Genomic DNA, 25,512 nt, shown 5'->3' with positions numbered 1-25,512 from the left:
GTGGGATTCGTGCCGACCAAGGTCGGCACCTACCAGAGCAACGTCATGGCGTCGGCGGGATTCGTGCCGACCAAGGTCGGCACCTACCAGAGCAGGTCATGGCAGCGGAGAGAGTCGTGTCGACCAAGGTCGACACCCACCAGAACGAGTCATGACATCCGTACCGCGCGCTACCAGTCCGCGCGCAGGCCGATGTTGCCTTCGATGATGCGGCGCTTCTCGTTGCGGTCACCGCCCAGCTCGCGCGTGTAGTCGGCCACCGCGTACGCACTGATGGTGCGGTTGAAGCGCCCGACCACGCCCACACCGGCTTCGAGCGCGCGTGAGCGCTGCGAATTGATGATCGTGTCGTCGTCGAAGCGGATGCGGTCCTCGCCGGAGCGGCCATGCCAGTAATTGAGCTTGAAATACGGCTGCCAGCCGTTGTCGGCCAGCTGGTAATCGCCGGCCAGGCGCAGGCCGATGCGGCCGGTCCAGGCGTTGTCGTTGTCGAAACGCACGCTCGACACCTCATCGCGGCGGTCGTCCAGCGACGTGCGTTGCCAGATCACCTGTAGCTGCGGTTCCAGCCACCATGCGGACTGCCCAAACCGCAGCAGCGGCTTGCCGGCCTCCACAGACACGCTGGTGCCATCACCGCTCAAGCCGAAGCCAAGCCCGCGCGAGGAACGCACGCGGCCGTCGTAACGGCTCTGCATCGCCACGGCGTCGATGTAGCCACCACTGCTGTCGGTGAGCGTCCAGTACAGGCCCACGTGCTTGTCGTCCAGGCGGTTCTGTCCCACCTGTACGTTCTCCCAGCCCAGTGCCAGGCCGGTGGCCTTGCCCTGCGCGCGGGTGCGGCCGACGAACACGCCGATCTGGTTGCGGTGGTTGTCGGAGGCAGCGGCCCATACGTCGAGACCGGCCTGCAGGCCCATCACATCGCCATCGAAGCCCGGCTGCGCATCACCCTTCCAATGGATCTCGCTGCTCTGACCCACCAAGCGGCCCCAGGCGGTGCGGAATGCGCCCTGGTTGTACAGCAGGCGCTGCTCGCCCTGCCGCTCGTGGAAGGTGCCGAGGCTGGCCAGCGAGGTCTCGCGCAGGAGCGGCGGCACCACGGCATAGGTGGCAGTCTCCACGCGGTACAGCGGCACCACTGCGCCCTCGGCGGGGCGTGCACCCGGCGTCGGCGGGGCACCGGTTCCGGGCAGCGCACCGCCGGCCACTGGCACGTCCGGCACGGCCGGATCGCTGGGTGGCGCCACCGGCGCGGGTTCCGTTGGCGGTGGTGGCGGCGCGGTCTCGCCCGCGGTCAGATCCGGATCGGTGGCGCCTTCGGGCGGCGGCGGCGGTGCCGGGGTGATCGGCGGCGGTGGGGCCACTGGAGGCGTCAGCGGTGGCGGTGTCGCGCTGCCGCCACCGTTGGGTGCTGGCGTCGGCCCGGTCACCAGCGTCGAACGCAGGTACCAGTTCTCGGCGGTACCGGCACTGACACCGCCCTTGAACAGGAAGTACTCGTAGGCACCGGCCGCAACCGGTGCGAACAGCGAAAACGCACCCGGCGCGGTGCGGCCGCCATTCAAGGCCTGCACCACCAGGATGCCATCGGCCAGCGTGGCGGCGCCGCTGCCGCCGGCATTGAGCACGCCGATGCCGGTGGTCCCGGTGGCAGTACCGCCGTCGATCACCAGACGGTCGCTGGTGGAGTTGTCCGCGCCCAGCACGGTACGCAGGTACAGGCCACCACCGTCTCCGCGGTAGTTGCCACGCACGGTGAACACGTCGCCAGCGCCGGTACCTGTCAGGTCGATGCGCCCGGCATTGACCATCTCCACCAGTGCACCACTGTTGAATGGGCGGATGGCATGCCCCCCACTGCCCGCGTAGACGGTACTGGTGTCATCCACCGTAAGCGTGCCGGTGCCGCTACCGCTGTCGCCCAGCACCAGATCGCCATCGAAGCTCAGCTCGGTGCTGTTGGCCAGGCTGATCGCCTCCCAGTTCTGGAAGCGGCCCACGCCCGTGGTCTTGACGTTGCTCAGGTTGAGCTGGTCGATGCCACCGCCACCGTCGAACAGCGGCACCGCACCGAGGTTGCCCTGGTTGAGGTTGCTGAGGTTGGCCACGTCGTTGTCCGGGCCCATGTCGATCGCGCCGTAGACGATGCCACCGCCATTCCAGTTGAAGGTGTCATTGCCGGTACTGAGCAGTACCTGCCCGCGCACGGTGCCGTCGGTGATGGTCACGCTGTCGTTGCCGCCGCTGACGCTGATGTTGCCGCCGATGTAGGCGGTACCCGAGATGATGATGGTATCGGTGTCGAAACCGGTCACCACATTGCCATCCACGGTGCCGCCGGACTGGTCCCACAGGTTCTTGTCCAGCTTCATGTTGACGCGGCCGATGCGGCCACCGGTCATCCAGGCCTGGTCGCCATCCTCGAACGCGCCGATGATGCGGCCACCGCTCATGCGGAAGGTATCGATGTTGTCGCCCTGCTGCAGCGCGCCGACCGTGCCGCCACTCATGACGAAATCATCGCGGCCACTGCCCTGCGCTACCAGGCCGGTGACGGTGCCGCCGGTGACGGTCATCTGGTCATCGCCACTGCCCTGGTCGACGCTGTCGATCGTGCCATCGCTCAACAGCAGCACATCATTGCCATCGCCCTGCTGGACGCCACCGGAGATGCTGCCTGCCTGCATCTCCAGGCGGTCGTTGCCCGCACCGAACTGCACACCCGTGCGGCCGCTGATCGTTCCGCGGTTGACCAGCACGCTGTCGCCCGCACCGACGAACTGCAGGGCGGTGTTGTTGCCGGTGCTGATGCTGCCCGCATTTTCGACACGGCTGCCGCCACCGAGCTGGACCGCCACACCGCCCACCGAACTGATCGTGCCCAGGTTGGACAACAGGTGCCCACCGGCACCAACAAGCGAAATCGCGCTGCTGCCACCGCTCTGCTGCAGTTGTGCCGTGTTGGCGATATTGATGGTGATGCCGGCCGCGCCATTGGCGGTGATGGGAACAGTCTGCGGGTTCGGCGCATTGGCATCGCAGGTGACCGTCTGGCCGGCGACGGGGGCGGCGCTGTTACAGCCGGCCCAGGCGACGCTGGCACTCAGCAGCATGACGGACGGGACAGCCAGGGCCTGCAGCACGGAAACGGTGAGGCGGCGCGGACGGAAAGCGCGCGGAACGGCACGGGACATACAGCACTCCTGGACAAGGGATCAGGAACTGCGGATATGCGGTACTGCGCAGGCAGTCTGCCGTGTGGTGAACGGTTTCGATAGGTGAAATTGCGTGGCGGCCATCACAGTTCAGTTGCGAACTTGATCGGCCATCACCCCACCTCCACGTGGCTGAAATTATTCATCTTTGCAGCGGTCACAGGCCGCGCGGAGAGCATCCACGCATGGCGTGGATGAGGTGCCATCAGATCTTCAGATAGATCTTCCGCCGGTCCAGCCACCATGCCACGCCCCACCACAGCGCGACAAACACCAGCGCCTGCAGCATGGACGCCAGCTCCAGCGCCTGCGGCATTGCGGTGGCCAGCTGCTGCCAGACCCACCCCCAAACCCCGGTAGCCATCAGCACCACCGACATCACCGATGCGCCCAGATACGCCGTGATCGCATTGACGCCGAAGCGCCGGCCCAGCGCCGGCCAGCCCTTCTGGTCGATCAACAGGTGGCCCAGCCACAGCGCCAGCGCCGCCAGGCCACCGGTCCACAGCACGTAGCTGGGCGTCCACAGCTGCTTGTTGAGCGGCAACACCGTCGTCAGCAGCAGGCCGAGCACGGCGGTGATCGCACCCAGCGCCGCCAATGCACCGGCGCGGCCACTGCGCAGCAGGCCGCCGGCCAGCAGGCCCAGCACCGTGCTGGCCAACGCGCCGAGGCTGCTCAGCAATCCTTCCGGGTCATGGCCCAGACCGGTATCGGCCTGCCATTGGTAGATCCATGGCGCGAACAAGGTGGTGTCGAGACGGCTGGCCGGGTTGGTCCAGGGCGCAAGGTCACCCACGCCCAGCAGCAGCGCTGCATACCCCACCAGCAACGCCACCAGCACGGCCGCCTGCACGCGCGGACGCGTGTACACCGCCAGCAGGCCCACCACTGCCGCGCACAATGCAATGCGCTGCAGCACACCCCAGATGCGGAAGTGATGCGTATGCAGTGCCCACCACACCAGCAGGTGCAGCAGCACGCCGGCAACGGCGATGCGCAGTGCGCGTTCCAGCACGCCACGCGCCAGTGCAGGTCGCGCCGACACGTCCAGCGCGCGCGGCGCTACGCTGAACGCCATCGACACGCCCACCAGGAACAGGAAGAACGGGAACACCAGATCGGTGGGCGTGCAGCCATGCCATTCCGAATGGCGCAGAGGTGCGAACACCGCACTCCAGTCGCCCGGGTTGTTGACCAGCAGCATCGCCGCCACGGTGATGCCACGCAGGGCGTCGATCGAGCCCAGCCGGCGTGGCGGCGTCGCGTTCATCAGGCGGCCTCGTACTGTCCGGTAATCCAGGTGCCACGCACCTGCAGGGCATCATCCAGCAGCACCAGGTCGGCCTGGTAGCCCTCGGCGAGGTGCCCCAGGCGGTCGTCGACGTTGAGGAACTGCGCCGGGTAAGTCGAGGCCATGCGTGCGGCTTCGGCCAACGGCTGGCCGAGCAGCTGCACGGTGTTGCGCACGGCGGTGGCCATGTCCAGCGCCGAGCCGGCCAGCGAACCGGCGGCATTGCGCACCACGCCGTCGAGGGCGGTGATGGTTTCGCCATACAGCACGTAACTGGGATCGTCGGCGCCAACCGGCGGCATCGCATCGGTCACCAGCAGCAGGCGGCCGCGCGGCTTGGCCGCCAGCGCCACGCGCAGGCTGGCCGGATGCACATGCACGCCATCGACAATGATGCCGATCCAGCTGTCGCGGTCTTCCAGCGCAGCGCCCACCGCACCGGGCTCACGGCCCTGCAGCGGCGACATCGCGTTGTACAGATGGGTGAAGCCACGCACCCCAGCATCCAGTCCGGCACGAATCTCTTCGTACGTGCCAGCAGTGTGGCCAGCAGCAACGATCACGCCACGTTCGACCAGCGCACGGATGGTCTCCAGCGGCACGCGTTCCGGTGCCAGTGTCAGCAGGGTCACGCCGTTGTCCAGCGAAGCGGCCAGCGCGATTTCTTCTTCGTCCGGCACGCGGAACTTGCTGGCATCGTGGGTGCCCTTGCGCGCCGGCGCGATGTACGGGCCTTCCAGGTGGATGCCGATCACGCCGGGCACGCCCTGAGCGATTGCTTCGCGCATCGCAGCGATTGCTTCGCGCATCACGTCCACATCGTCGCTGATCAGCGTCGGCAGCATCGCGGTGGTGCCGAAGCGCCGGTGCGCCCGCGCGATGGTGCGCAGCGAGGCGACATCGGGCGTGTTGTTGAACAGCGCGCCGCCGCCGCCATTGACCTGCACATCGATGAAGCCGGGCAGCAGCCAGCCGCCGCCCAGGTCCACCTGCTCGGCAGCGGGACCCAGCTGTGGTGCGGCGTCGGGCAGCAGCGCGCTGATGCGACCGTTTTCGATCACCACGGCCAGATCGTCGCGGAACTCCTCGCCTGCCAGGATGCGGGCGTTGCGCAGGACCGTGGCCATCACACCGTCTCCGTAACCTTGTTCAGATGCGGCGGCAGATCCGGGTTGAAACCACGGCGCAGCGCCAGCGCGTTGATCGCGCGATAGAAGCTCTGCACGGTCAGCAGCGGGGCACACAGCGGATGCGGTGCGGCCGCCACCGGCAGGTTGCCACCGGCACCGGCCATCCACACCTGTGCACCGCGCGCGGTGAATTCTTCGACGACAGCACGGGTACCGGCGCCGGTCTCGTCGGGTTGGGCAAAGGCCAGCACCGGGAAACCACGGTCAACCAGCGCCATCGGGCCATGCTTCACTTCAGCCGAGCTGTAGGCTTCGGCATGCAGGCTGCAGGTTTCCTTGAACTTCAGTGCAGCCTCCTGGGCCGCGCCCAGGCCCAGGCCACGGCCGAGCACGAACAGGTTGGTCGCCTCGACCAGGCCTTCGGTCACCGCACTCCAGTCGCACTGCCAGGCCTCGCGCATCGCGTCCGGCAGCAGGTCCAGTGCGGCGCGAAGGCTGCTGTCCTGCTTCCAGTACGCAGCCAGCTGCAGCAGTGCGGCCAGCGACGCCAGGTAGCTCTTGGTCGCCGCCACGCTCTTTTCGGCACCGGCATGCAGCGGAATGACCGTATCGGCCAGCAGCGCCAGCGGCGAATCCTCGACGTTGACCAGCGCGATCACGCGCGCACCGGCGGCCTTGGCGGCCTCGGCGTTGCGCAGCAGGTCCGGGCTCTTGCCCGACTGCGAGATGACGATGAACAGTGCGCCGCGCAGCTGCAGGGGTGCGGCATAGACCGACCCCACCGACGGCGAGGCCGATGCGACCACCAGGCCCAGCTGGGTTTCCAGCAGGTACTTGCCATAGGTGGCGGCATGATCGGAACTGCCGCGTGCGCAGGTGACCACGAACGGGGGCGGCGCAGCACGCAGGCTGGCGGCCAGGGATTCCAGGGTGGCGTGGTTGCGCGAGAACTGGCGGGCAACCACGTCAGCCGCTTCAGCGGCCTCGGCGAACATCAGGGTGGACGTGGGGTCTGACAGCGACATGGCAGGCTCAGGCAGGATCGGAAGGAAGGGGGCGTGCGCCGGCCGGGCGCATCGGCGCGGTCGAACCGCGCACCACCAGCTGCGGCACGAAGCCCTGGTTGTGCAGCGGTGCCGGCGCATCGTCGTAGGCGTCGCTGCGCAGCTGCGCGATCAGCAGGCGCGCGGCATGGCGGGCGATGTCCTCGGTGGCCTGCTTGGCGGTGGTCAGCGGCGGCCACGACTGGCGCGAGAACGGGCTGTCCTCGAAGCCGGCAATGGACAGGTCGTAGGGCACGTTCATGCCGGCCGACTTGGCGGCGGCCAGCACGCCGGCAGCGATTTCGTCGTTGGAACCGAAGATGGCGGTGGGCGGCTCGCGCAGCGCCAGCAGGCGGCGCGCGCCGCGGAAACCATCGTCGAAGGTGTAGTCGCCCTGCACCACCAGGTGCTTGTCCACGGTCATGCCGTAGTCCTTCAGCGCGGCTTCGTAACCGGCGTAGCGCTCGCCCGAGGAACGATGCGAGATGCCGCCCCAGAGGAAGCCGATGCGCTGATGGCCGAGCTGGATCAGATGCTCGGTGATCTCGTAGGCCGCCTCGCGGTCGTCGACGAACACGCAGGCACCGTCGGCCGGGTCTTCGGTGGCGGCGATGATCCGCACCAGCTTGATGCCGCGCGCAGTCAGCGCCTGGATCAGGTCGCGGCGCTCGGACATCGGCGCGGTCAGCACCAACCCGGCCAGGCGCGAACGCTGCACCCAGTCGGCCAGTTCATCGGCCAGCAGCGGTGAGCTGGAATCGCAGGGGTGGATCTGGAGGCCGAAACCGGTCTCGCGGCACGCGGCCAGCACGCCGTTCTGCACGCCGATGATGTGGTACGGGTTCGGGTTGTCGTAGACCAGCCCGATCACGAAGGTGGTGCCGCTGCGCAGGTTGCGCGCCGACGGATCGGGCTCGTAGTCGAGTTCAGCAATGGCACGCAGCACCCGCGCACGGGTGGCCTGCATCACCGAGGGCTCGTTGTTGATCACCCGCGAGACCGTCTTCAGCGAGACCTTGGCCTTCTCCGCAACGTCCTTGATGGTCGCTCTGCGCATGGGTTTTCCCTGGGGTTGGCTGCCGTCCATCATCGCCGATCAGGCCTTGTCCTGCGGCAGGCCGGCACGATGGCCGATCACCGAGTAGAACAGGATGTACAGGTAGCACGGCACCATCAGCAGCACGAACACCAGCTGGAAGTCGATGTGCTGCTTGAGCACGGCGAACAGCTGCGGAATGATCGCGCCGCCGGCAATGCCCATCACCAGCAGGGCCGAGCCGGTTTCGGTGAAGCGGCCCAGGCCACGGATCGCCAGCGGGAAGATCGCCGGCCACATCATGGCATTGGCGAAGCCCAGCAGGGCCACGAAGGCCACCGAGACGTAGCCGTGGGTGGCCCAGGCGCCGAGGCAGAACACCACGCCCAGCACTGCAGAAATGGTCAGGTAGCGTGACTGCGAGACCAGGCCAGGGATCGCCAGCAGGCCGACCACGTAGCCGGCCAACATCGCACCCAGCGTCAGCGAGGTGAACATCTTGGTCTGGTCCAGCGGCAAGCCGAAACCGTGGCCGTAGGTGCCGATCGCATCACCGGCCATGACTTCCACGCCTACGTACACGAACAGGCACAGCACGCCCAGCCACAGATGCGGGAACTGGAAGATGCTGCGGCGCTCGGCCGTTCCCGGTGCCCCTGACGGCGTTGCATTGGCTTCGGAGGACTTGATCTCCGGCAGCGGCGAGAACAGCACGGCCACCGCCAGCACCACCAGCAGCGCGGCCATCGCCAGGTACGGCGCATGGATCTTGGCGGCGAATTCGTTGAGCAGCGCGACCTTGGTGACCGCGTCGGCGGCCTGCACCTGCTTGTCCAGGTCGCCGATGCCATGCAGCACCAGGGTGCCGATCAGCACCGGTGCGAGCATGCCGGCGATCTTGTTGCAGATGCCCATCAGCGCGATGCGGCGTGCCGCAGTTTCAATCGGGCCGAGGATGGAGATGTAGGGATTGATCGCCGTCTGCAGCAGGGCCAGCCCGCTGCCGATCACGAACAGCCCGCCCAGCGCGCCGGGGTACCAGCGCTGCGTCGCGAATTCACCGAAGAGTGCCGCGCCGCCCGCCATCACCAGCAGGCTCAGGCTGAGGCCCTTCTTCATGCCGGTGCGGCGCAGGATCCATGACGCCGGCAGGGCCAGGAAGAAGTAGGACAGGTAGAACACCATCAGCACCAGGAAGGCGCCGACCTCGCTGAGTTCGAAGGCCAACTTGACGAAGGTGATCAGCGGGCCGTTGAGCCAGGTAAAGAAGCCGATCAGGAAGAACAACACGCCAACGATGGCGATGGAGGTGGCCACGTTCGGGCGCGCGCTTGCAGCGGGGACGGCGGACATCAGGAGGGCTCCTGCGGCGACGGCCACAGAATGCGGCGTCGGAGAGTGGCTGGGAACAACGTTGTCACATTCTTTCGATGGACAGCTGCGGTTTGTCAACTTCCACACGCAGCCCTGTGAACCTCGTGCTGCACTGCGCAACCCGATCGCAACGCATCGTGCTGAATGCGCCGGAGGCCTTGGCCCATGTGCGGCAACGGTTCCAACGTGAAACCCGCACTCACGCCATGTAAACGTTTACTGCATGTCGCATTCGTTGCGATGCAGCAACGAAAGTGTCACGAACTCGTTGACATCGTTGTCAGCGGGGTTACAGACTCCGCCCCAATCGCCGCCCCCGATCCCGGGGCCGGCCCCACCTGCAGCAGGAGCCCGCGTGACCGCCAGCCACCCCGCCCCGGCCCATGTCCTGTCCCGAGTCGCGCCCTCGTTCCTGGCCGCCGACGTCGGTGGGACCCATGTGCGCGTGGCCCGGGTCCAGGCCAGCGGTGATGCCGCCCACCCGGTGCAGGTGCTGGAGTACCGCAAGTACCGCAATGCCGACCATGCCGGCCTCAGCGCGATCCTGTCCGACTTCCTCGGCGAAGGCCCGCGGCCCACGCATTGCGTGGTCGCCAGCGCCGGCTACGCCCGCGAGGACGGCACGGTGATCACCGCCAACCTGCCGTGGCCGCTGTCGGCGCGCCAGGTGGAAGCCGACGTCGGCCTGCAGCGGGTCTACATCGTCAACGACTTCGAAGCGGTGGCCTATGCCGCCGCGCAGGTGGACGCCAGCGGCGTGCTGCACCTGTGCGGGCCGGACACCGCCACGCGCGGTCCGACCCTGGTGGTCGGCCCCGGTACCGGCCTCGGTGCAGCACTGTGGATTCCCACCGCGCACGGCCCGGTGGTGCTTCCCACCGAAGCCGGCCAGCCGACCCTGGCCGCCAGCACCGAACTGGAAATGGCCATCGTCCGCCACATGCAGCGCGACCGCGCCCATGTATCGATCGAACATGCGATCTCCGGCCCGGGCCTGATGAACCTGTACCGCGCGGTGTGTGCGCTGCAGGGGCAGGCACCGACGCTGGCCAGCCCCGATGCGGTCACCGCCGCCGCCATGGCCGATACCGATGCACGCGCGCGCCAGGCGCTGGATGTGTTCTGCGGCCTGCTCGGCAGCACCATCGGCGACATGGCCCTGTTCTACGGCGCCCACGGTGGCGTCTACCTGGCCGGCGGCATCCTGCCGCAGATCCGCGAATACCTGCACGCCAGCACCTTCGTCGAACGCTACCTGCAGAAGGGGCCGATGGGCGAAGCACTGGCACGCATCCCGGTGAAGGTCGTCGAACACGGCCAGCTGGGCGTGGTCGGCGCTGCAAGCTGGTACCTGCAGCAGCAGTCGGCCGCCTGACACCGCAACAGGCTTCAACGCAATCGCAGCACGCAGTACGTGGCACGCCAACGCACGGGACTTCGCCGCCGCCCCGCGCATGTCATCGCAACCGTAACCGAACACCGCCGCCGGCATCCAATCGAGTGATGAGGAGAGACATCATGAACACCCGCAAGACCCTGCTTTCGGCCGCCATCGTCAGCTGCATCGCCTTCAGTGCGCACGCGCAGCAGGCCGCCCAGACCGCCACCGACCTGGATACCGTGCAGGTCACCGGCATCCGTGGTTCGATGGAAAAGTCGCTGGACACCAAGCGCGAAGCCAATGCGCGCGTGGAAGTGGTCACCGCCGAAGACGTGGGCAAGCTGCCGGCGCACAACGTCGCCGACACCCTGCAGCGCCTGCCGGGCGTCAACATCAGCTCCTCCAGCGCCGACGAAGGCGGCTTCGATGAAGCCGACCGTGTCAGCCTGCGCGGCACCAGCCCGAGCCTGACCCAGACCCTGATCAACGGCCACACCGTCGGCTCGGCCGACTGGTTCGTGCTCAGCCAGGGCAACAACGTCGGCCGCAGCGTCAGCTACTCGCTGCTGCCGTCGGAACTGGTCAGCTCGGTGGAAGTGAACAAGTCCTCGCAGGCCAAGCTGCAGGACGGCGGCACCACCGGTACCGTCAACATCATCACCCGCAAGCCGCTGGAATTCTCCAAGCAGCTCACTGCGGAAGGCTCCATCGGCATGGTGCGTTCGGACCAGGCCAAGTCCAACGACCCGCAGCTGTCTGCCCTGTTCAACTACAAGAACGACGAAGGCAACTTCGGCGTGATGGTGCAGGCCTTCAGCCAGAAGCGCGAGCTGCGCCGCGAAGCGCAGGAAATCCCGGGCGGCTTCTTCCAGATCGATCCGAATGGCACCGTGGCCAAGTCCAACCCGGACCTGGCCGGCGTGTACGCGCCGGGCCTGCTCGGCTCGACCCTGTTTGAACAGACCCGCGAGCGCAAGGGCGGCCTGGTGTCGCTGCAGTTCAAGCCGATGGACAACCTGACCCTCGGCCTGGAAGGCTTCAGCTCGGAACTGAAGGCGAACAACTACAACCGCAACTTCATGCTGTGGGGCGGCCGCATCCTCAACGACCGTACCGTTGAAGATGCCAATGGCAACAAGATCCTGATTCCGGGCCAGGCCCCGAATCCGGGTTACGTCGTCAAGGATGGCGTGCTGTCCAACGCCACCTTCGCCGGCCAGGCCGACCGCGACTACGCGGTGTACGACATGATCTACCGCGAGTCGAAGGCCAAGACCAACTACATCACCTTCGATGCCGACTGGCAGATCAGCGACAACCTGGGCATGAAGTTCCAGGCTGGCAGCACCAAGGGCACCGGCGAAACGCCGCGCCAGTACATCGCCGAAGTCAACCTGGCCCGTGGTGGCGGCGCCACCTGGGCAACCCACGGCAACGGCTCGCCGATCGACTGGAACGTCGGTGGCAACATCGGCCCGAGCGGCGTGACCGACTTCGGCACCTGGGGCAACCAGCAGGTCACCGCGATCGACAAGGAAAAGTGGGCCACGCTCGATTTCAACCAGTACTTCGCCGACGCTGGCGTACTGAACTCGATCGATTTCGGCGCCCGCTTCGGCGACCACAAGCGCGAGGCCAAGTCGCCGGAAGGCGCAACCCCGGGCGCGATCTGGAATGCGCTGAAGAACGGCGCTACCGCCAACTTCCCCGGCGGCTTTGCCAACGGCATCGGTGGCAGCTTCCCGCGTGACCTGTGGTACTTCACCCCGGGTGCGCTGAAGGAAGCGGTGACCAACAACTCCACCTGGCTGTCCGGCAATGACGGCCCGACCGGCCGCCACAACTACGGCGCCGAGTGGAAGGTGTCCGAGAAGAACTTCGCCGCGTACGTACAGGGCAACTTCAGCGGCGACCGCTGGAGCGGCAACGTCGGCCTGCGCTACGTCAACATCAAGCAGGATATCGATACCTACGCCGCCGCCACCGGCTCGACCGTGCCGGACGTGAGCAGCCTGTTCGGCGCGTGGACCCGCGAAGCTTTCGAGAACAAGCACAACCGCGTGCTGCCGAGCGCCAACTTCAAGTACGACCTGCGCGACGACCTGGTGCTGCGCGTGGCCGCCTCGCAGACCCAGACCCTGCCGGACTTCTCGGCACTGGGTGCCTCGTCCTACGGTTCGGACCTGAACCGGACTGGCGGTGGCGGCAATCCGAAGCTGAAGCCGGTGGTGTCGACCAACTTCGATGCCAACCTGGAGTGGTACTTCATGCCGCGCGGCATGTTGTCGATCGGTGCCTACTCGATGCGCCTGAAGGACTACGTGGCCTTCAGCACCGAAAAGGAGATGCTGTTCAGCGAGCTGACCAACCGTCTCGAGGAATACAACATCTCCCGCCCGCGCAATGCCGACGGCAAGGTCCGCGGTATCGAAGTGGCCTATGAGCAGCCGATCGGCGAGTACTTCGGTGTCAATGCCAACTACACCTACGCCGATGGCAGCACCGACCACACCTGGGCCGACGGCAGCGACAACCTGCTGGGCACTTCGAAGAACACCTACAACGTCGGTGCCTACTTCGAGAACGATACCTTCGGTGCACGCGTCAGCTACACCCGCCGTTCGTCGTTCCTGATCGGCCTGTCCGGCGCCAACCCGTACTACCAGGATGACTTCGGCACCCTGTCGGCGTCGCTGAGCTACAAGGCCACCGACTGGCTGAGCATCAGCTTCGATGCGCTCAACCTCAACAACCCGACCTACAAGTACTACCAGACCGCGGCGATCCCGACCTCGTTCTACAGCAACGGTCGCCAGTACTACCTCAACTTCCGCTTCAAGTACTGATCCAGCGGCAGCAACATCGCCGAGTCGTGCACGCACGCCGGGCCTGGGTCATTCCGGGCCCGGCGTTTTTCATGTATAGCGTTCATCGCACCGTTCCAAGGAGTCGTACCGATGGTCAAGCCTTCCCGCGCCCGGATGCGCAGCGCAGTGCTGCTGGGCAGCCTGCTCGCCCTGTTGCCGGCGCTGCCGGCACTTGCCGCCGACCCCACGCCTGCCGCTGAAGCACCCGGCCCGCAGCTGCGCGCCGGCAGCCTGATGCTGATTCCCGCCCCGGCCAACGTGCAGCGCGGCCAGGGCAGCGGCATCACTGTTCGCGCCGATACCGTTCTGCAGGCCGAAGGCGAAGGCGCGCAGCGCGTCGCCAACCAGTTCGCCGACCTGCTGGCCCGCAGCGGTGGCCCGCGCCTGGCACTGGCCAAGGGCAAAGCCAGCGCCAAGGCCGGCAGCATCCGCTTCCAGATCGTGCCGACGTTCCGCGACAGCGGTGAGGGCTACACGCTGGAAAGCACCGCGCAGGGCGTGCTGATCCAGGCCGGCAACGAAACCGGCCTGTTCTACGGCGCGACCACCCTCGCCCAGCTCGCCACCGGCGGCAGCAACGGCGTGCTGCCGGCAGTGCAGATCCAGGACGCGCCGCGCTTCAGCTGGCGCGGTTTCATGCTCGATTCCGCCCGTCACTTCCAGAGCCTGGACGAGATCAAGCACGTGCTCGACGCGATGGCCGCGCACAAGCTCAACACCTTCCACTGGCACCTGACCGACGACCAGGGCTGGCGCATGGAGATCAAGCGCTACCCGAAGCTGACCGACGTGGGCAGCTGCCGCCTGCCGGCCGGTGACGGCGGCATCGATCCGGTCAGCGGCCAGGAGCATCCGTACTGCGGCTTCTACACCCAGGAGCAGATCCGCGAAGTGATCGCCTATGCCGCGAAGCTGCATATCCAGGTGATTCCGGAAATCGATGTACCGGGCCACGCGACTGCTGCGATTGCCGCGTATCCGGAGCTGGGCACCATCGATACGCCGCTGAAGCCGATCAGCGAGTGGGGCGTGTTCCCGAACCTGTTCAACGTGGAAGACAGCACCGTCACCTTCCTCGAGAACGTGCTGGAAGAAGTGATCGCGCTGTTCCCGGCCAGGTACGTGCACGTCGGTGGCGACGAGGCGGTGAAGGACCAGTGGGAAGCATCCAAGCGGGTGCAGCAGCGCATGCGTGCGCTGGGCATCAAGAATGAAATGGCCATGCAGAGCCACATCATCAAGCGCCTGGAAACCTTCCTGGAGGAACACGACCGGCGCCTGATCGGCTGGGACGAAATCCTCGAAGGCGGATTGCCGCCGCAGGCCACAGTGATGTCGTGGCAGGGCACCGAAGGCGGACTGGCTGCGGCCAGCGCCGGCCATGACGTGATCATGTCGCCGGTCGGCTACCTGTACCTGGATTACCTGCAGACCGCCTCGCCAAATGAACCGCCGGGCCGTCCGACCCAGGTCAACCTCGGCAAGCTCTACAACTTCGAGCCGGTGCCGGCCGAGCTGGCCGCCGACAAGCGTGGGCACATCCTGGGCCTGCAGGCCAACATGTTCACCGAGCACACGCGCAGCTATGCACGCCTGCAGCACAACCTGTTCCCGCGCCTGGCCGCGGTGGCCGAGACCGGCTGGAGCACGCCGGAGCATCGCGACTTCCGCGATTTCCTCGCGCGCCTGCCCTCCCAGCTGCAGCGCTACCGTGCCTGGGGCCTGGCCTATGCGCAGACCCCGTTCGAAGTGGGCGTGGACTACACCGACAACCGCGCGGCCGGCACAGTGACCGTGTCACTGGCCAATCCGCTGGGTTATGAAGTGCGCTACAGCACCGATGGCCAACCGGTGACCGCGCAGTCGCCGCTGTACCAGCAGCCGCTGACCGGGAAACTACCGACCACCGTGCAGGCGGCGGCGTTCTACCAGGGGCAGATGCTGGCCGCGAAGCCGACCATCGCCGCATTCACCGCGCAGTCGCTGCTCAGCCGCCGCAGTGATGAGCTACTCAGCTGCGTGGGCACGAACGGCCTGGTATTGCGCCTGGAAGACGATGGCCCGCGTGAGGGAACGCGTGCGGTGTTCAACGTGGACATCTTCCAGCCGTGCTGGCGCTGGCCGCAGGCGCAGCTGGACGGCATCGGCAACGTGGAAGTGCGTGCGGGGCGTATTCCGTACTACTTCCAGCTGGCCCACGACGAGCCGAAGCGCCGCTTCGAAAAGGCCCGGAGCGCACACGGTGAAATGCTGATCCGCCGCGGTGATTGCACGGGCAAGGTGCTGGCTCAGGTGCCGCTGCCGGCGCAGACCGATGCCGACGGCTTCGTGACCCTGCGCGCGGCGCTGCCGAAGGGCACCGCTGGCAACGGCGATCTGTGCATCAACTTCACCGGCGACACGCGCCCGGCGATGTGGGTGCTGGATGAGGTCACGCTCAGGTAGGTGCCAACCTTGGTTGCGCTTTGCGGCCGGATCCACGCATCGCGTGGATCTACTGTAGAGCCGGGCCCATGCTCGGCTGCTTTTCAACCGGAAAGCCGAGCATGGGCTCGGCTCTACAGGAACCTCACCCGCGCCAGCGCAGCAGCAGGTCGCGCAGCGGGGTCAGTGCGGTGGCCATGCCGGCGAGCACACCGATCGTGTTGGCGATGGCATCCATCGGGTCGGCCATGCGGTTGCTGGTCAGCGCGCCCTGCGCGAACTCGATGCCGATGCCCATCAGCACCAGGCCCACGCCCACCCACAGCAGCGGGCGGCCCCGACGGAACAGCTGCACCGCGCTGCCTGCCAGGATGAAATAGGCGAGGAAGTGTTCGCCCTTGTCGCTGTTTTCCGGCAACGGAATCGGCGGTGGCGGGATCAGGCAGACCACAATCACCAGCAGCACGGCCAAACCCCACAGCACGGCCCACAACCGCGGCCGCCGCAGTGGCTTGATCACCGGCAACACCTCGCTCACAGGCGCCAGCTCAGGTCACCCAGTTCGAAGGCCGGTTCGAAATCGACGCCACGCTGCAGGCCGATGGCCTGGAAGCGCTCGCCCATCTCGGTCGGCAGGGTCAGCTTCTTCACCTGGTCGCGCAACTGGATGCGGCCGACCTCGTCGGTGCGTTCCTCGGCCAGCAGCAGCACCTGGTCCAGGCCATTACCAAGCAGGAAGCTGGCCTGGCTGCAGTAGCCGGCCAGCTCGAAACCGCCGTGCATGCCGGCCTCGGCCATCGCGGTGAAATCCACCGACGCCGTAATGTCCTGCAGGCCCGGCCAGCGGTGCACGTCGTTGTGCACGTGGTGGCGGTAGAACGCGCGCACGGTGCCATCGTCGCGGTCGGGCTGGTAGAACTCGCCGCGGTTGTAACCGTAGTCGACGAACAGCATCGCGCCACGCTGCAGGCCGCCGGCCACCGCCTGCAGCCAGTACGGCAGCTGCGGCAGCACCTCGGAGCGGTAGCCTTCGGCGAAGGGCTTTTCCAGGTAGCGCTCGATGTGGCGCACCGCACCGTTGAGCAGAATATCGGCCGGCTGCGCACCACGGATGAAGTTGCCTTCGGCATCCAGCTCGACGGTTTCCTCATAGACCTCGCCATCGCGGATCAGGAAGCGCGGCGTCGGCAGCGCGTCGATCACCTCGTTGGCGAACACCACGCCTTCCCAGTCCTCTTCGAACGGGCGGTCGACCCAGTCCACGCGCGCGGCCAGCTCGGCCGGCAGGTTCTGCTGCAGGCGCTGCTGCTGTCGCTCGCGCAGGTCGGCGCTGGGTTCGAGGATGGCATAGCGCGACGGCAGCGCGTCCAGTTCGGCCAGGCGCAGCAGCACGGCCTCGGCAAAGGCGCCGGTACCGCCGCCCAGTTCCAGCATCCGCGCCTGTGCACCCAGCTGCGCGAACACCGGCGCCAGCGCATTGGCCACGCTGCCGGCGAACAGGCTGCCAAGCTCGGGCGCGGTGGTGAAGTCACCACTGCCACCGAACTTGCTGGCGCCGGCACTGTAGTAACCCCAGCCAGGGGTATACAGGCACAGTTCCATGAAGCGCGAGAAGGGCATCGCCCCGCCCTGGGCAAGGATCTCGGCGCGCAGGGCGGCGGCCAGCTGGTCGCTGTGGGCCAGGGCATCGGCTTCGGGCAGGGGGAAGGTGGGCTGCATGGCGTCTTCGAATGCGGTGACAATGGTGCACAGGATAGCCGAGCCTTGGAGGACCCTCGATGAGCGACACCCACCCCGTGGTCCTGATCACCGGCAGCGCGCGCCGGATCGGTGCGGCCATCGCCCGCCAGTTCCACGCCTGTGGCTGGTCGGTGGTGCTGCACGCCAACACCTCCAGCGCCGAGCTGCAGCAGGCCGCGTTCGATTTCGACAACGTGCGCCCCGGCAGCGTGCTGGCGCTGCAGGCCGACCTGCGTGACGCCGACGCCCTGCCTGACCTGGTGGAACAGGCCGTCACCCACTTCGGCCGCCTGGACGCGCTGGTCAACAATGCCTCCAACTTCTTCCCCACCCCGCTCGGTCAGGTCACCGCCGAGGCGATGGACGAGTTGTATGCGGTCAATGCACGCGCGCCGCTGCTGCTGTCACAGGCCGCCGCGCCCTACCTGCGCCGCCAGCAGGGCTGCATCGTCAACCTGACCGACCTGCACGGCACCGACCCGATGCGCGACCACATCGCCTACACCATGGCCAAGGCTGCGCTGGAAATGGCCACCCGCTCGCTGGCGCTGGAGCTGGCGCCGAAGGTGCGGGTCAATGCGGTGGCGCCCGGCGCGATCCTGTGGCCGGAACAGGGCAAGGACGATTTCGCCCGCGAGGCGCTGCTGGCGCGCACGCCGCTGGCGCGGATCGGCACGGTCGAGGAGATTGCCGAAGCGGTGTACTGGCTGGTGGCCGAAGCCAGCTTCGTCACCGGCCACACCCTGCGCGTGGATGGCGGGCGCACGGTCAGTTGAAGCATTGCCGGCCAGCGACCGGCACCACCGGTAGCGCCGGGCCATGCCCGGCGAGCGCAGCGGCAACAACAACCGATCATTCCAGCTCCACGACCTCGAACGCCTCGCCAAACTGCGTGTGCGCACGCCACAGCGTGGCCAGGTCCAACCCGCTGACCGGGTCGATGAAGTCCGGCGCGATGTCGGCCAGCGGCTTCAGCACGAAGGCATGCTTCAGCTCCGGGCGTGGAATGCGCAGGTGGCCGGGGCCTTCCACCACCAGGTCGCCGTAGAACACCACGTCGATGTCCAGGGTCCGGTCGGAGAAGCGTGGCCCGCTGCGGTCGCGGCCGTGCGCGTCTTCCAGCGCGTGCAGCCAGTCGTCCAGTTCCCCCAGCGGCAGGTCGGTGTCGATCGCCACGGCGTTGTTGAGGAAGGCCGGGCCGTCGAAGCCGACCGCGGCGGTTCGGTAGGCCGGCGACACCCGCAGCGCGCCGAAGCGCTCGCGCAGGGCCGTCACCGCGGCGTGGAGGTAGCGGCGGGGCTGGACGTTGCTGCCCAGGCTCAGGAGCGCGGTGGTCATGCGTTCAGGTGACGGCACTTGGGGGGGGGGCGTGGACATGCCGTCGTCACGGCGGCCTGCCTACAATCCGGGACGCACATGATAGGGCACCGACATGACCTATTGCGTTGGAATCGAGGTGGACGAGGGCCTGGTCTTCGCTGCCGACACCCGGACCAATGCCTCGCTGGACGATGTGCGCGTGCACCGCAAGCTGCACGTGTTCGAGTACCCCGGCCAGGCAGCCTACGTGCTGATGGCGGCTGGCAACCTGGCCACCACCCAGTTGCTGGTGTCGCGCCTCGGGCGCGATGCCAGCGAACGGCGCACGCCCAACCTGCACGACACGACCCACCTGTTCGAGGCTGCCGAGTACGTCGGCCAGCTGCTGGTGGACAGCCAGGTGCACAGCAGCCACAGCGAACATGGCCACGATGGGGTCAACACCCAGGCCACGCTGATCTTCGGCGGCCAGATCGCCGGCGAGCGGCCCGGTCTGTACATGATCTACCCGCTCGGCAACGCCATCGCCGCCTCGCCGGAGACGCCCTACCTGCAGATCGGTGAGTCCAAGTACGGCAAGCCGATCCTCGACCGCATCCTCAGCCCGGCCACACGCCTGGAGGATGCAGCGCGCACGGCGATCGTCTCGCTGGACTCCACCATCCGTTCCAACCTGTCGGTGGGCCTGCCGATCGATCTTGCGCTGCTGCGCGACGGTGAGCTGCGCATCGGCCAGCAGCTACGGCTGGGCGCGGATTCGGCGTTGTATGCCGACATCCATCAGAACTGGTCGCGGCGGCTGGAACAGGCGGTGGACGCCCTGCCGCGGTTCCCCTGGGAAACCGTCCTGTAGAGCCGGGCCCATGCTCGGCTGTCGAGGTCAATGCGAACAGCAGCCGAGCATAGGCTCGGCTCTACAGAACCCCAGCGGCATCAACCCAGCGCTTCGGCCACCGCGCGGAAGACCTGCTGCATCTGCAGCGGCTTGCGCAGCACATGCACCTCCACACCGGCCGGGAATGCATCGGCCGAGACCGGCACCGCAGGGTCCTCCAGCACCAGCGCCGGGCCGCGATAGCCCAGTGCCGCCATCTCGCCCAACAGCTGGCTGGCCGGCAGCAGCTTGGAGCCGGCGTCGGCGATCACCAGTGCCGGCAACGCCTCCTGCTGCATCCAGCGCAGCGCAGCCGGGCCGTCGGACGCCAGCTGCAGCTGGTAGCCCTGGCTGGACAGCGCATTGCCCAGCAGCGACAGGCGCGTGGCTTCGCCATCGACCACCAGAATCGACTGGCCACTGCCCAGTGCCACCAGCTGTTCGATCGGCTCACTGCCATCAATGGCGTCGTGCATCGGCAGGCGCAGCTCGAAGCAGGTGCCCTGCCCCGGCTGGCTGCTGACGTGGATGCTGCCGCCGGCGCCTTCAACAATGCGTTTGCAGGAGATCAGGCCCAGGCCGGTGCCATCGGCCTTGGTGGTGAAGAATGGATTGAACAGATGCGACAGTGTGTCCGCATCCATGCCGATCCCTTCGTCAGCCACCCGGATGTGCATCCAGTCCACGCCATCGCGCTGGCCGGCATGGCTGGCGGTCAGGCTCAGGCGACCGCCGTTGGGCATCGCCTGGATCGCGTTGAGCGCCAGGTTCAGCATCACCTGCTGCAGTTCGGTGTAGTTGGCGTCGACCACCAGGCCTTCGTCCTGCACCTGCAGTTCCAGGCGCACCGCATCGGGCACGTTGCTGCGCAACAGCAGCGCCACCGCATCGAACAGGCCATCGATCTCGATGCGTTCGCTCGGCTTGCGCGAACCGCGCACGAACGACAGCATCGATTCGGCCATCTCATGGCCACGGCGGCCGCACTCGGCGATGACATCGGCCAGATGGTGCAGCTGCGGATCGTCGGTTCGCGCCTTCAGCAGGTCCGGCATGATCAGCAGCGGCTGCAGGATGTTGCGCAGGTCGTGACTGAGGCCGGCGGCGAGCAGCGACAGGCTTTCCAGGCGCTGTGCGCGCATCAGTTCGGTTTCCACCCGAGCACGCTCGATCGCGCTGCGTGCATCGCGGATCGCACGCGCCACTGCCGACGGCAGGCGCGCCGGCAGGTGCTTGATGATGTAGTCATTGGCGCCCTTCTGCAGCGCCGCCACCGCGTTCTCCTCACCCATGGTGCCGGAGACGAAGATGAAGGGCACTTCCGGTGAGGTTTCGCGCACGATGCGCAGCGCGTCGTCACCGGAGAATCCCGGCATGCTCAGGTCGGACAGCACGATGTCCGGCTGGAACGCGACCAGTGCCTGGCGCAGTTCAGCCTCGCTCTCGACACGCTCGAAACGGGCCTCCAGGCCCGCATCAAGCATCTGTTCGGACATCAGCTCGGCATCTTCCGGTGAGTCCTCCACCAGCAGGATGCGCAGCGCCCCCAGGGCGGGACCGGTCAGGGGCATGGGCTCACTCGAGTTCCGGTGCCTGGTTGATCAACGCCCAGAACTTTCCCAGGGTCTGCACCGCGCCGAAGAACTGGTCCACGTCCACCGGCTTGACCACATAGGCGTTCACGCCCATGTCCCAGCTGCGGGCCAGGTCACTTTCCTCGCGCGAGGACGACAGGATCACCACCGGCAGGCGCTTGAGCTCTTCGTGCTCGCGGATCTGCCGCAGCACTTCCAGGCCATCCATGCGCGGCATCTTGATGTCCAGCAGCAGCACCGCCGGCAGGCCTTCCTCACGGTTGGCAAAGGCACCACGGCGCAACAGGTAGTCCATCACTTCCACGCCATCCTCGACGTGCACGATGGGGTTGGCCAGACGCGCCTCTTCCAGGGCGTCGATCGCCATTTCGGCATCAGCCGGGCTGTCTTCGGCGAGAAGAATGGTGCGCAGAGTGGTCATGCAGAAGGCCCTTGTTTGTCCGCATCGATCGCGGGAGGCAGGTAGAAGTGGAAGGTGGCGCCGACGTCCGGTTCAGCCTCGGCCCAGATACGGCCACCATGACGGGTGAGCACGCGGCGCACGCTGGCCAGGCCGATGCCGGTACCCGGGTAGTCGCTGGCCTTGTGCAGGCGCTGGAAGACACCAAACAGCTTGCCGGCGTAGGCCATGTCAAAGCCTGCACCATTGTCGCTGACCGTGAACTGATGACCGCCGTCAGGCTGCGGCTGGTAGTCCACGCGGATCTTCGCCGGTTCACGGTTGCCCGAGTACTTCACCGCGTTGCCGAGCAGGTTCAGCCAGACCTGGCGGATCATGTTCTCATCGCCCACCACGATCGGCAGCGGTGCGATGCTCCACTCCACATGGTGCGCATGGCCGCTGTTCTCGGCCTCGGCCTGCAGGTTGGAATCGAGCATGGCGCGGGTATCGGCCACCAGCGACTGCATGTCCACCGCCTGCTGGCGCATTGCCGCGCGGCCCAACCGCGAATACACCAGCAGGTCGTCGATCAGTGCCGCCATGCGCCGCGCCGAACTGGAGATCACCTCCAGGTAATGGCGGCTCTTGTCATCGGCGGCGTCGCCCAGATGGCGCGACAGCTTGTCGGAGAATCCGGCCACGTGGCGCAGCGGCGCGCGCAGATCGTGCGAGACCGAATAGCTGAAGGCTTCCAGTTCCCTGTTGACCTCGGACACCTGCGCAACCTTGCCTTCCAGCTGGCGGTTCAGTTCCTCCACCCGCAACTGCACGGCACGCTGCACGGTGACGTCACTGATCGTGAGCAACACCACTTCGTCGTCGGTGTCCGGCAGCGGCATGCGCCGCGCGTTGAGCAGCATGTAGCGCACCATGCCATCGGCGGCGCGCTGTTCATGCTCGAAGTCCCACAGTTCGCGGCCGCGCAACAGCACATCGGACAGTCGCTGGCGCATCACGGGATCCTTCCACGCGCCGTCGCCGACAGTGTCCAGCAACAGGCCATCGGCGCGTTCATCCTGCAGCCCGTACAACTCGGCGAAGGCAGGGTTGTGCAGCTGCACGCGCAGGTCGCGGTCGAGCAGCACGATCGGTTCACGCACGGTCTGCAGCACCGAGGCTGCACGTGCGGCCGAGCGCAGCGACTGCCGTTCTGCATACAGGCGGCGACCAATCTGCCGCTGCAGCAGCCACAGCACCAGGCCGAGCAGCGACAGCTGGATCACCAGCGAACTCCACGACACCAGCTCGGTCTGCTTGCGCTGGCGGGCAGCCTGCTCGGCACGCTGTGTCAGCAGTTTCTGCTCGCTGGCCTGCAGTTCCTCCACCAGGCCACGGATCGGATAACGCGTGCTCAGATCCTGCACCAGCTCGCGCTGATCACTGTTGGGCTCGGACTTTGCCAGTTCGCGGGCAAGCGCCATGCGCCCTTCCAGCATCGACTCGATGCGGCCGATGCGGATCAGCTGATCAGGATTGTCGCGGGTCATCCGCCCCAGTTCAGCCAGGCGCCCGGGAAGGTCATTGGCTTTGGCCATGCGCTCGCGCAGGCCAGGTGCGTCCACGCCCTTGGACAGGGTCAGCGCGGCCGATTCGACATCGCGTACATCGGCCTGCAGCTGTTGCAGCGCCACACCGACAGCCTGGGTATGGTTGACCCAGGCCATCGCATCTTCGCTGTCCTGCTGCAGTTTGCGCAGGGTCAACCACGGCACCACGATGATCGCGGCAGCGGCCAGCGCCAGGGCCGGCAACCGCCAGCGGTCCCAGATGTCATCACTGAAAACCAGCGCCATAGTTCCTCGTCAGCACAGCCGCAAAGCGTCTGCCGTTACCGGCCCCACTGCGGCGGAACCGGCAATATAGCGCAGGCGGTCACGACTCTGGAGTTTCCAGCGCGGTTGGCTGAACGGGTTCGGAATTCGATGCTTTAGAGCCGAGCCCACGCTCGGCTGCCTTGGAGTTCCAGCCGAGCATGGCTCGGCTCTACAGGTCAGTGGGCGCCCCGCATGGGGCGCCCACCGGGGTCAGCGCTTGGCAGCAGCACTGACCTTCAATGCAGCGGCATCGACGCGGGTCACGCCCTTGATGCCCTTGGCGGTGGTGACCGCCTTGTCCTTCTCGGCCTGGGTCGCCACGGCGCCACTGAGGCTGACCACGCCGTTCACCGTTTCCACCTTGATCTCCGTGCCCGGAACGTTGCTGCTGGCCAGCAGATCAGCCTTCACCTTGGTGGTGATCCAGCTGTCGGTCACCGGCTCGTTGGAATCATGGCGGTCGGCGTGGGTCATTGCCGAATGATCGGTCTTGGGGGGACTCTTCGCGGCCGGATCCTTGGCGAATGCGGCCGAGGAGGACAGCGCCAGGCCCAGCGTAAGGGCCGAGGCAATCAGCGTGCGGGTCGTATTGCTCATCGTGTCGTACTCCTGCGGAATGTGCTGCCAGTCTGGACAAGTAGGCGTAGAGCACGCGTGGCGCTGCGGTCACGCTGCCGTGAATCGACCCGCATTCAACGGCAACGGTTCAGTTTGGGGTTGCCGTCGTGGGTCGTTTACCCTGCCCTTCCCACTGCCGGAGCTCTGCCATGCGCCCCGACCTGCATCTGGCCCTGATCGGCTACGGCCTTGCCGGCCGCGTCTTCCATGCGCCCCTGATCCAGCACACGCCGGGCCTGGTGCTGCACAGCATCGTGAGCTCGCAGCGCGACACGCTGCTGCGCGCGTTCAGCGACGTGCACGTGCGTTCCACGCCGCAGGAGGTGTTCGACGATCCAGCCGTGGATGCCGTAGTGATCGCCACGCCGAATGAACAGCATGCGCCGCTGGCAATCGCGGCACTGGCTGCGGGCAAGCATGTGCTGGTCGACAAGCCGTTCGCGCTGGACGTGGCCCAAGCGGAAACGGTATTGGCTGCGGCACGCGATGCCGGACGCATCGTCACCGTGTTCCAGAACCGGCGCTTCGATGCCGACTTCCTCACGCTGCAGGCGCTGCTTGCGGACGGGACGCTCGGCAACATTGCCGAGTGCCATGCGCACTTCGATCGCTACCGTCCACAGGTACGCGACCGCTGGCGCGAACAGGATGGCCCCGGCAGTGGCCTGTGGTACGACCTGGGCCCGCACCTGCTGGACCAGATGTTGGTGCTGTTCGGCTGGCCCGAGGCGGTCGATGCCGATCTGGCCGTGCAGCGCGAAGGTGGCAGCGGCATCGATTACTTCCACGCGGTGCTGCACTACCCGCGGCATCGCGCGATCATCCATTCCGGTTCGCTGGTGGCGGCGCAGACGCCGCACTTCAGCGTGCATGGCAGCAAGGCCAGCTGGATCAAGCACGGCCTGGACGTGCAGGAGACGCAGCTGCGCCGCGGTGTGGCACCCGGTGCGCCGGGCTGGGGTATCGATCCGCGGCACGGTGAGCTGGTGCGCTGCGATGCCGAAGACAACGTGCAGCGCACGACGGTCGACAACCTGCCCGGTGACTACCGGCGGCTGTATGCACAGTTCGCGGCGGCGATGCATGGCGACGGAGAAGCCACGGTCAGCCCGGTGCAGGCATTGCAGTTGATGCGGCTGCTGCAGGCCGGCATGGACAGTGCGCGCGAAGGGCGGCGAATCGCGTTGGGATGATCGGCAGGGCTGCGCCCTGCACCCGCAGAAGCGGTAGTGCCGGCCGCTGGCCGGCAACCTCAACAGCAACAGCAAAAGCCGGCTATCCGTGGGATGGCGGGGTGGGTCCGGTTGCGGGGGACGCCGTAAACCCTTCCCTGGGGGCTTGG

Annotated in this window: 19 protein-coding genes; 6 read left to right on the top strand and 13 right to left on the bottom strand. The window is 66.9% G+C overall.

Annotation, left to right across the window (positions count from 1 at the left end; all coding sequences use genetic code 11):
- Window positions 1–170: 170 nt before the first annotated feature.
- From ACTJJM_RS16100 to ACTJJM_RS16075, 6 genes are all read right to left on the bottom strand, one after another.
- Window positions 171–3,197, bottom strand: a complete 3,027-nt coding sequence (locus tag ACTJJM_RS16100) for an autotransporter family protein (protein ID WP_440865810.1) — start codon at window positions 3,195–3,197, stop codon at window positions 171–173.
- Between the two features lie 226 nt (window positions 3,198–3,423).
- Window positions 3,424–4,491: an acyltransferase family protein gene (locus ACTJJM_RS16095; protein WP_440865809.1), complete on the bottom strand. Its 1,068-nt coding sequence runs from the start codon at window positions 4,489–4,491 to the stop codon at window positions 3,424–3,426.
- Window positions 4,491–5,639 carry an N-acetylglucosamine-6-phosphate deacetylase gene (nagA, locus tag ACTJJM_RS16090; RefSeq protein WP_440865808.1) on the bottom strand — a complete coding sequence of 383 codons (1,149 nt, stop codon included), beginning with the start codon at window positions 5,637–5,639 and terminating at the stop codon, window positions 4,491–4,493. Before nagA ends, ACTJJM_RS16095 begins: the two co-directional genes overlap by 1 nt.
- Window positions 5,639–6,667: an SIS domain-containing protein gene (locus tag ACTJJM_RS16085; protein ID WP_019338836.1), complete on the bottom strand. Its 1,029-nt coding sequence runs from the start codon at window positions 6,665–6,667 to the stop codon at window positions 5,639–5,641. The genes nagA and ACTJJM_RS16085 overlap by 1 nt, the downstream gene beginning before the upstream one ends.
- 7 nt (window positions 6,668–6,674) lie before the next feature.
- On the bottom strand, window positions 6,675–7,742 hold the full coding sequence (locus tag ACTJJM_RS16080) for a LacI family DNA-binding transcriptional regulator (RefSeq protein ID WP_006391719.1): 1,068 nt from the start codon (window positions 7,740–7,742) through the stop codon (window positions 6,675–6,677).
- A 39-nt stretch (window positions 7,743–7,781) separates the two neighbouring features.
- Window positions 7,782–9,074 (bottom strand): sugar MFS transporter, encoded by a 1,293-nt coding sequence (locus ACTJJM_RS16075; protein WP_043401667.1) that lies wholly within the window; start codon window positions 9,072–9,074, stop codon window positions 7,782–7,784.
- A 376-nt stretch (window positions 9,075–9,450) separates the two neighbouring features.
- Here ACTJJM_RS16075 and ACTJJM_RS16070 point away from each other — a divergent pair, with 376 nt between their 5' ends.
- From ACTJJM_RS16070 to ACTJJM_RS16060, 3 genes are all read left to right on the top strand, one after another.
- Window positions 9,451–10,470, top strand: a complete 1,020-nt coding sequence (locus tag ACTJJM_RS16070; protein WP_010480946.1) for a glucokinase family protein — start codon at window positions 9,451–9,453, stop codon at window positions 10,468–10,470.
- 143 nt (window positions 10,471–10,613) lie between these two features.
- Entirely contained in the window at window positions 10,614–13,322 is a 2,709-nt protein-coding gene (locus tag ACTJJM_RS16065) for a TonB-dependent receptor (protein ID WP_440865807.1), read from the top strand.
- 111 nt (window positions 13,323–13,433) lie between these two features.
- Entirely contained in the window at window positions 13,434–15,788 is a 2,355-nt protein-coding gene (locus tag ACTJJM_RS16060) for a beta-N-acetylhexosaminidase (protein ID WP_313311641.1), read from the top strand.
- Between the two features lie 124 nt (window positions 15,789–15,912).
- On the opposite strand, the gene ACTJJM_RS16055 is transcribed toward ACTJJM_RS16060, so the two are convergent.
- Entirely contained in the window at window positions 15,913–16,305 is a 393-nt protein-coding gene (locus tag ACTJJM_RS16055) for a membrane protein (RefSeq protein ID WP_010480949.1), read from the bottom strand.
- Window positions 16,302–17,486, bottom strand: a complete 1,185-nt coding sequence (locus ACTJJM_RS16050; RefSeq protein ID WP_053443522.1) for a class I SAM-dependent methyltransferase — start codon at window positions 17,484–17,486, stop codon at window positions 16,302–16,304. The genes ACTJJM_RS16055 and ACTJJM_RS16050 overlap by 4 nt, the downstream gene beginning before the upstream one ends.
- 59 nt (window positions 17,487–17,545) lie before the next feature.
- On the opposite strand from ACTJJM_RS16050, the gene ACTJJM_RS16045 reads away from it, so the two are divergent.
- A complete protein-coding gene (locus ACTJJM_RS16045) occupies window positions 17,546–18,283 on the top strand; it encodes a pteridine reductase (protein WP_008265570.1) in 738 nt (245 codons plus the stop codon).
- A 76-nt stretch (window positions 18,284–18,359) separates the two neighbouring features.
- Here ACTJJM_RS16045 and folK read toward each other — a convergent pair whose 3' ends face one another.
- The gene (gene folK, locus ACTJJM_RS16040; RefSeq protein WP_235652609.1) at window positions 18,360–18,845 is read right to left on the bottom strand and encodes a 2-amino-4-hydroxy-6-hydroxymethyldihydropteridine diphosphokinase; all 486 of its coding nucleotides are present in this window, start codon (window positions 18,843–18,845) and stop codon (window positions 18,360–18,362) included.
- 94 nt (window positions 18,846–18,939) lie between these two features.
- Here folK and ACTJJM_RS16035 point away from each other — a divergent pair, with 94 nt between their 5' ends.
- The gene (locus ACTJJM_RS16035) at window positions 18,940–19,680 is read left to right on the top strand and encodes a 20S proteasome subunit A/B (protein ID WP_053443524.1); all 741 of its coding nucleotides are present in this window, start codon (window positions 18,940–18,942) and stop codon (window positions 19,678–19,680) included.
- Window positions 19,681–19,760: 80 nt separating this feature from the next.
- Here the strand turns inward: ACTJJM_RS16035 and ACTJJM_RS16030 are convergent, their stop codons facing one another.
- The 4 genes from ACTJJM_RS16030 to ACTJJM_RS16015 form a co-directional block, all read right to left on the bottom strand.
- On the bottom strand, window positions 19,761–21,272 hold the full coding sequence (locus tag ACTJJM_RS16030; RefSeq protein WP_010480961.1) for a hybrid sensor histidine kinase/response regulator: 1,512 nt from the start codon (window positions 21,270–21,272) through the stop codon (window positions 19,761–19,763).
- Between the two features lie 4 nt (window positions 21,273–21,276).
- Window positions 21,277–21,717 (bottom strand): response regulator, encoded by a 441-nt coding sequence (locus ACTJJM_RS16025; protein ID WP_005411057.1) that lies wholly within the window; start codon window positions 21,715–21,717, stop codon window positions 21,277–21,279.
- The gene (locus tag ACTJJM_RS16020; RefSeq protein ID WP_043401644.1) at window positions 21,714–23,531 is read right to left on the bottom strand and encodes a sensor histidine kinase; all 1,818 of its coding nucleotides are present in this window, start codon (window positions 23,529–23,531) and stop codon (window positions 21,714–21,716) included. Before ACTJJM_RS16020 ends, ACTJJM_RS16025 begins: the two co-directional genes overlap by 4 nt.
- Before the next feature lie 231 nt (window positions 23,532–23,762).
- Window positions 23,763–24,149, bottom strand: coding sequence for a BON domain-containing protein (locus ACTJJM_RS16015; RefSeq protein ID WP_071305866.1), 387 nt, complete (start codon window positions 24,147–24,149; stop codon window positions 23,763–23,765).
- Window positions 24,150–24,319: 170 nt separating this feature from the next.
- On the opposite strand from ACTJJM_RS16015, the gene ACTJJM_RS16010 reads away from it, so the two are divergent.
- Window positions 24,320–25,363, top strand: a complete 1,044-nt coding sequence (locus ACTJJM_RS16010) for an oxidoreductase (protein ID WP_159360589.1) — start codon at window positions 24,320–24,322, stop codon at window positions 25,361–25,363.
- Window positions 25,364–25,512: the final 149 nt, after the last annotated feature.

It is taken from the genome of Stenotrophomonas sp. 22692 (assembly GCF_052045015.1).
GTDB lineage: Bacteria > Pseudomonadota > Gammaproteobacteria > Xanthomonadales > Xanthomonadaceae > Stenotrophomonas > Stenotrophomonas geniculata.
The sequence above is the reverse complement of the archived record's forward strand: the minus strand, read 5'-3'. Positions and strand labels throughout refer to the sequence as shown.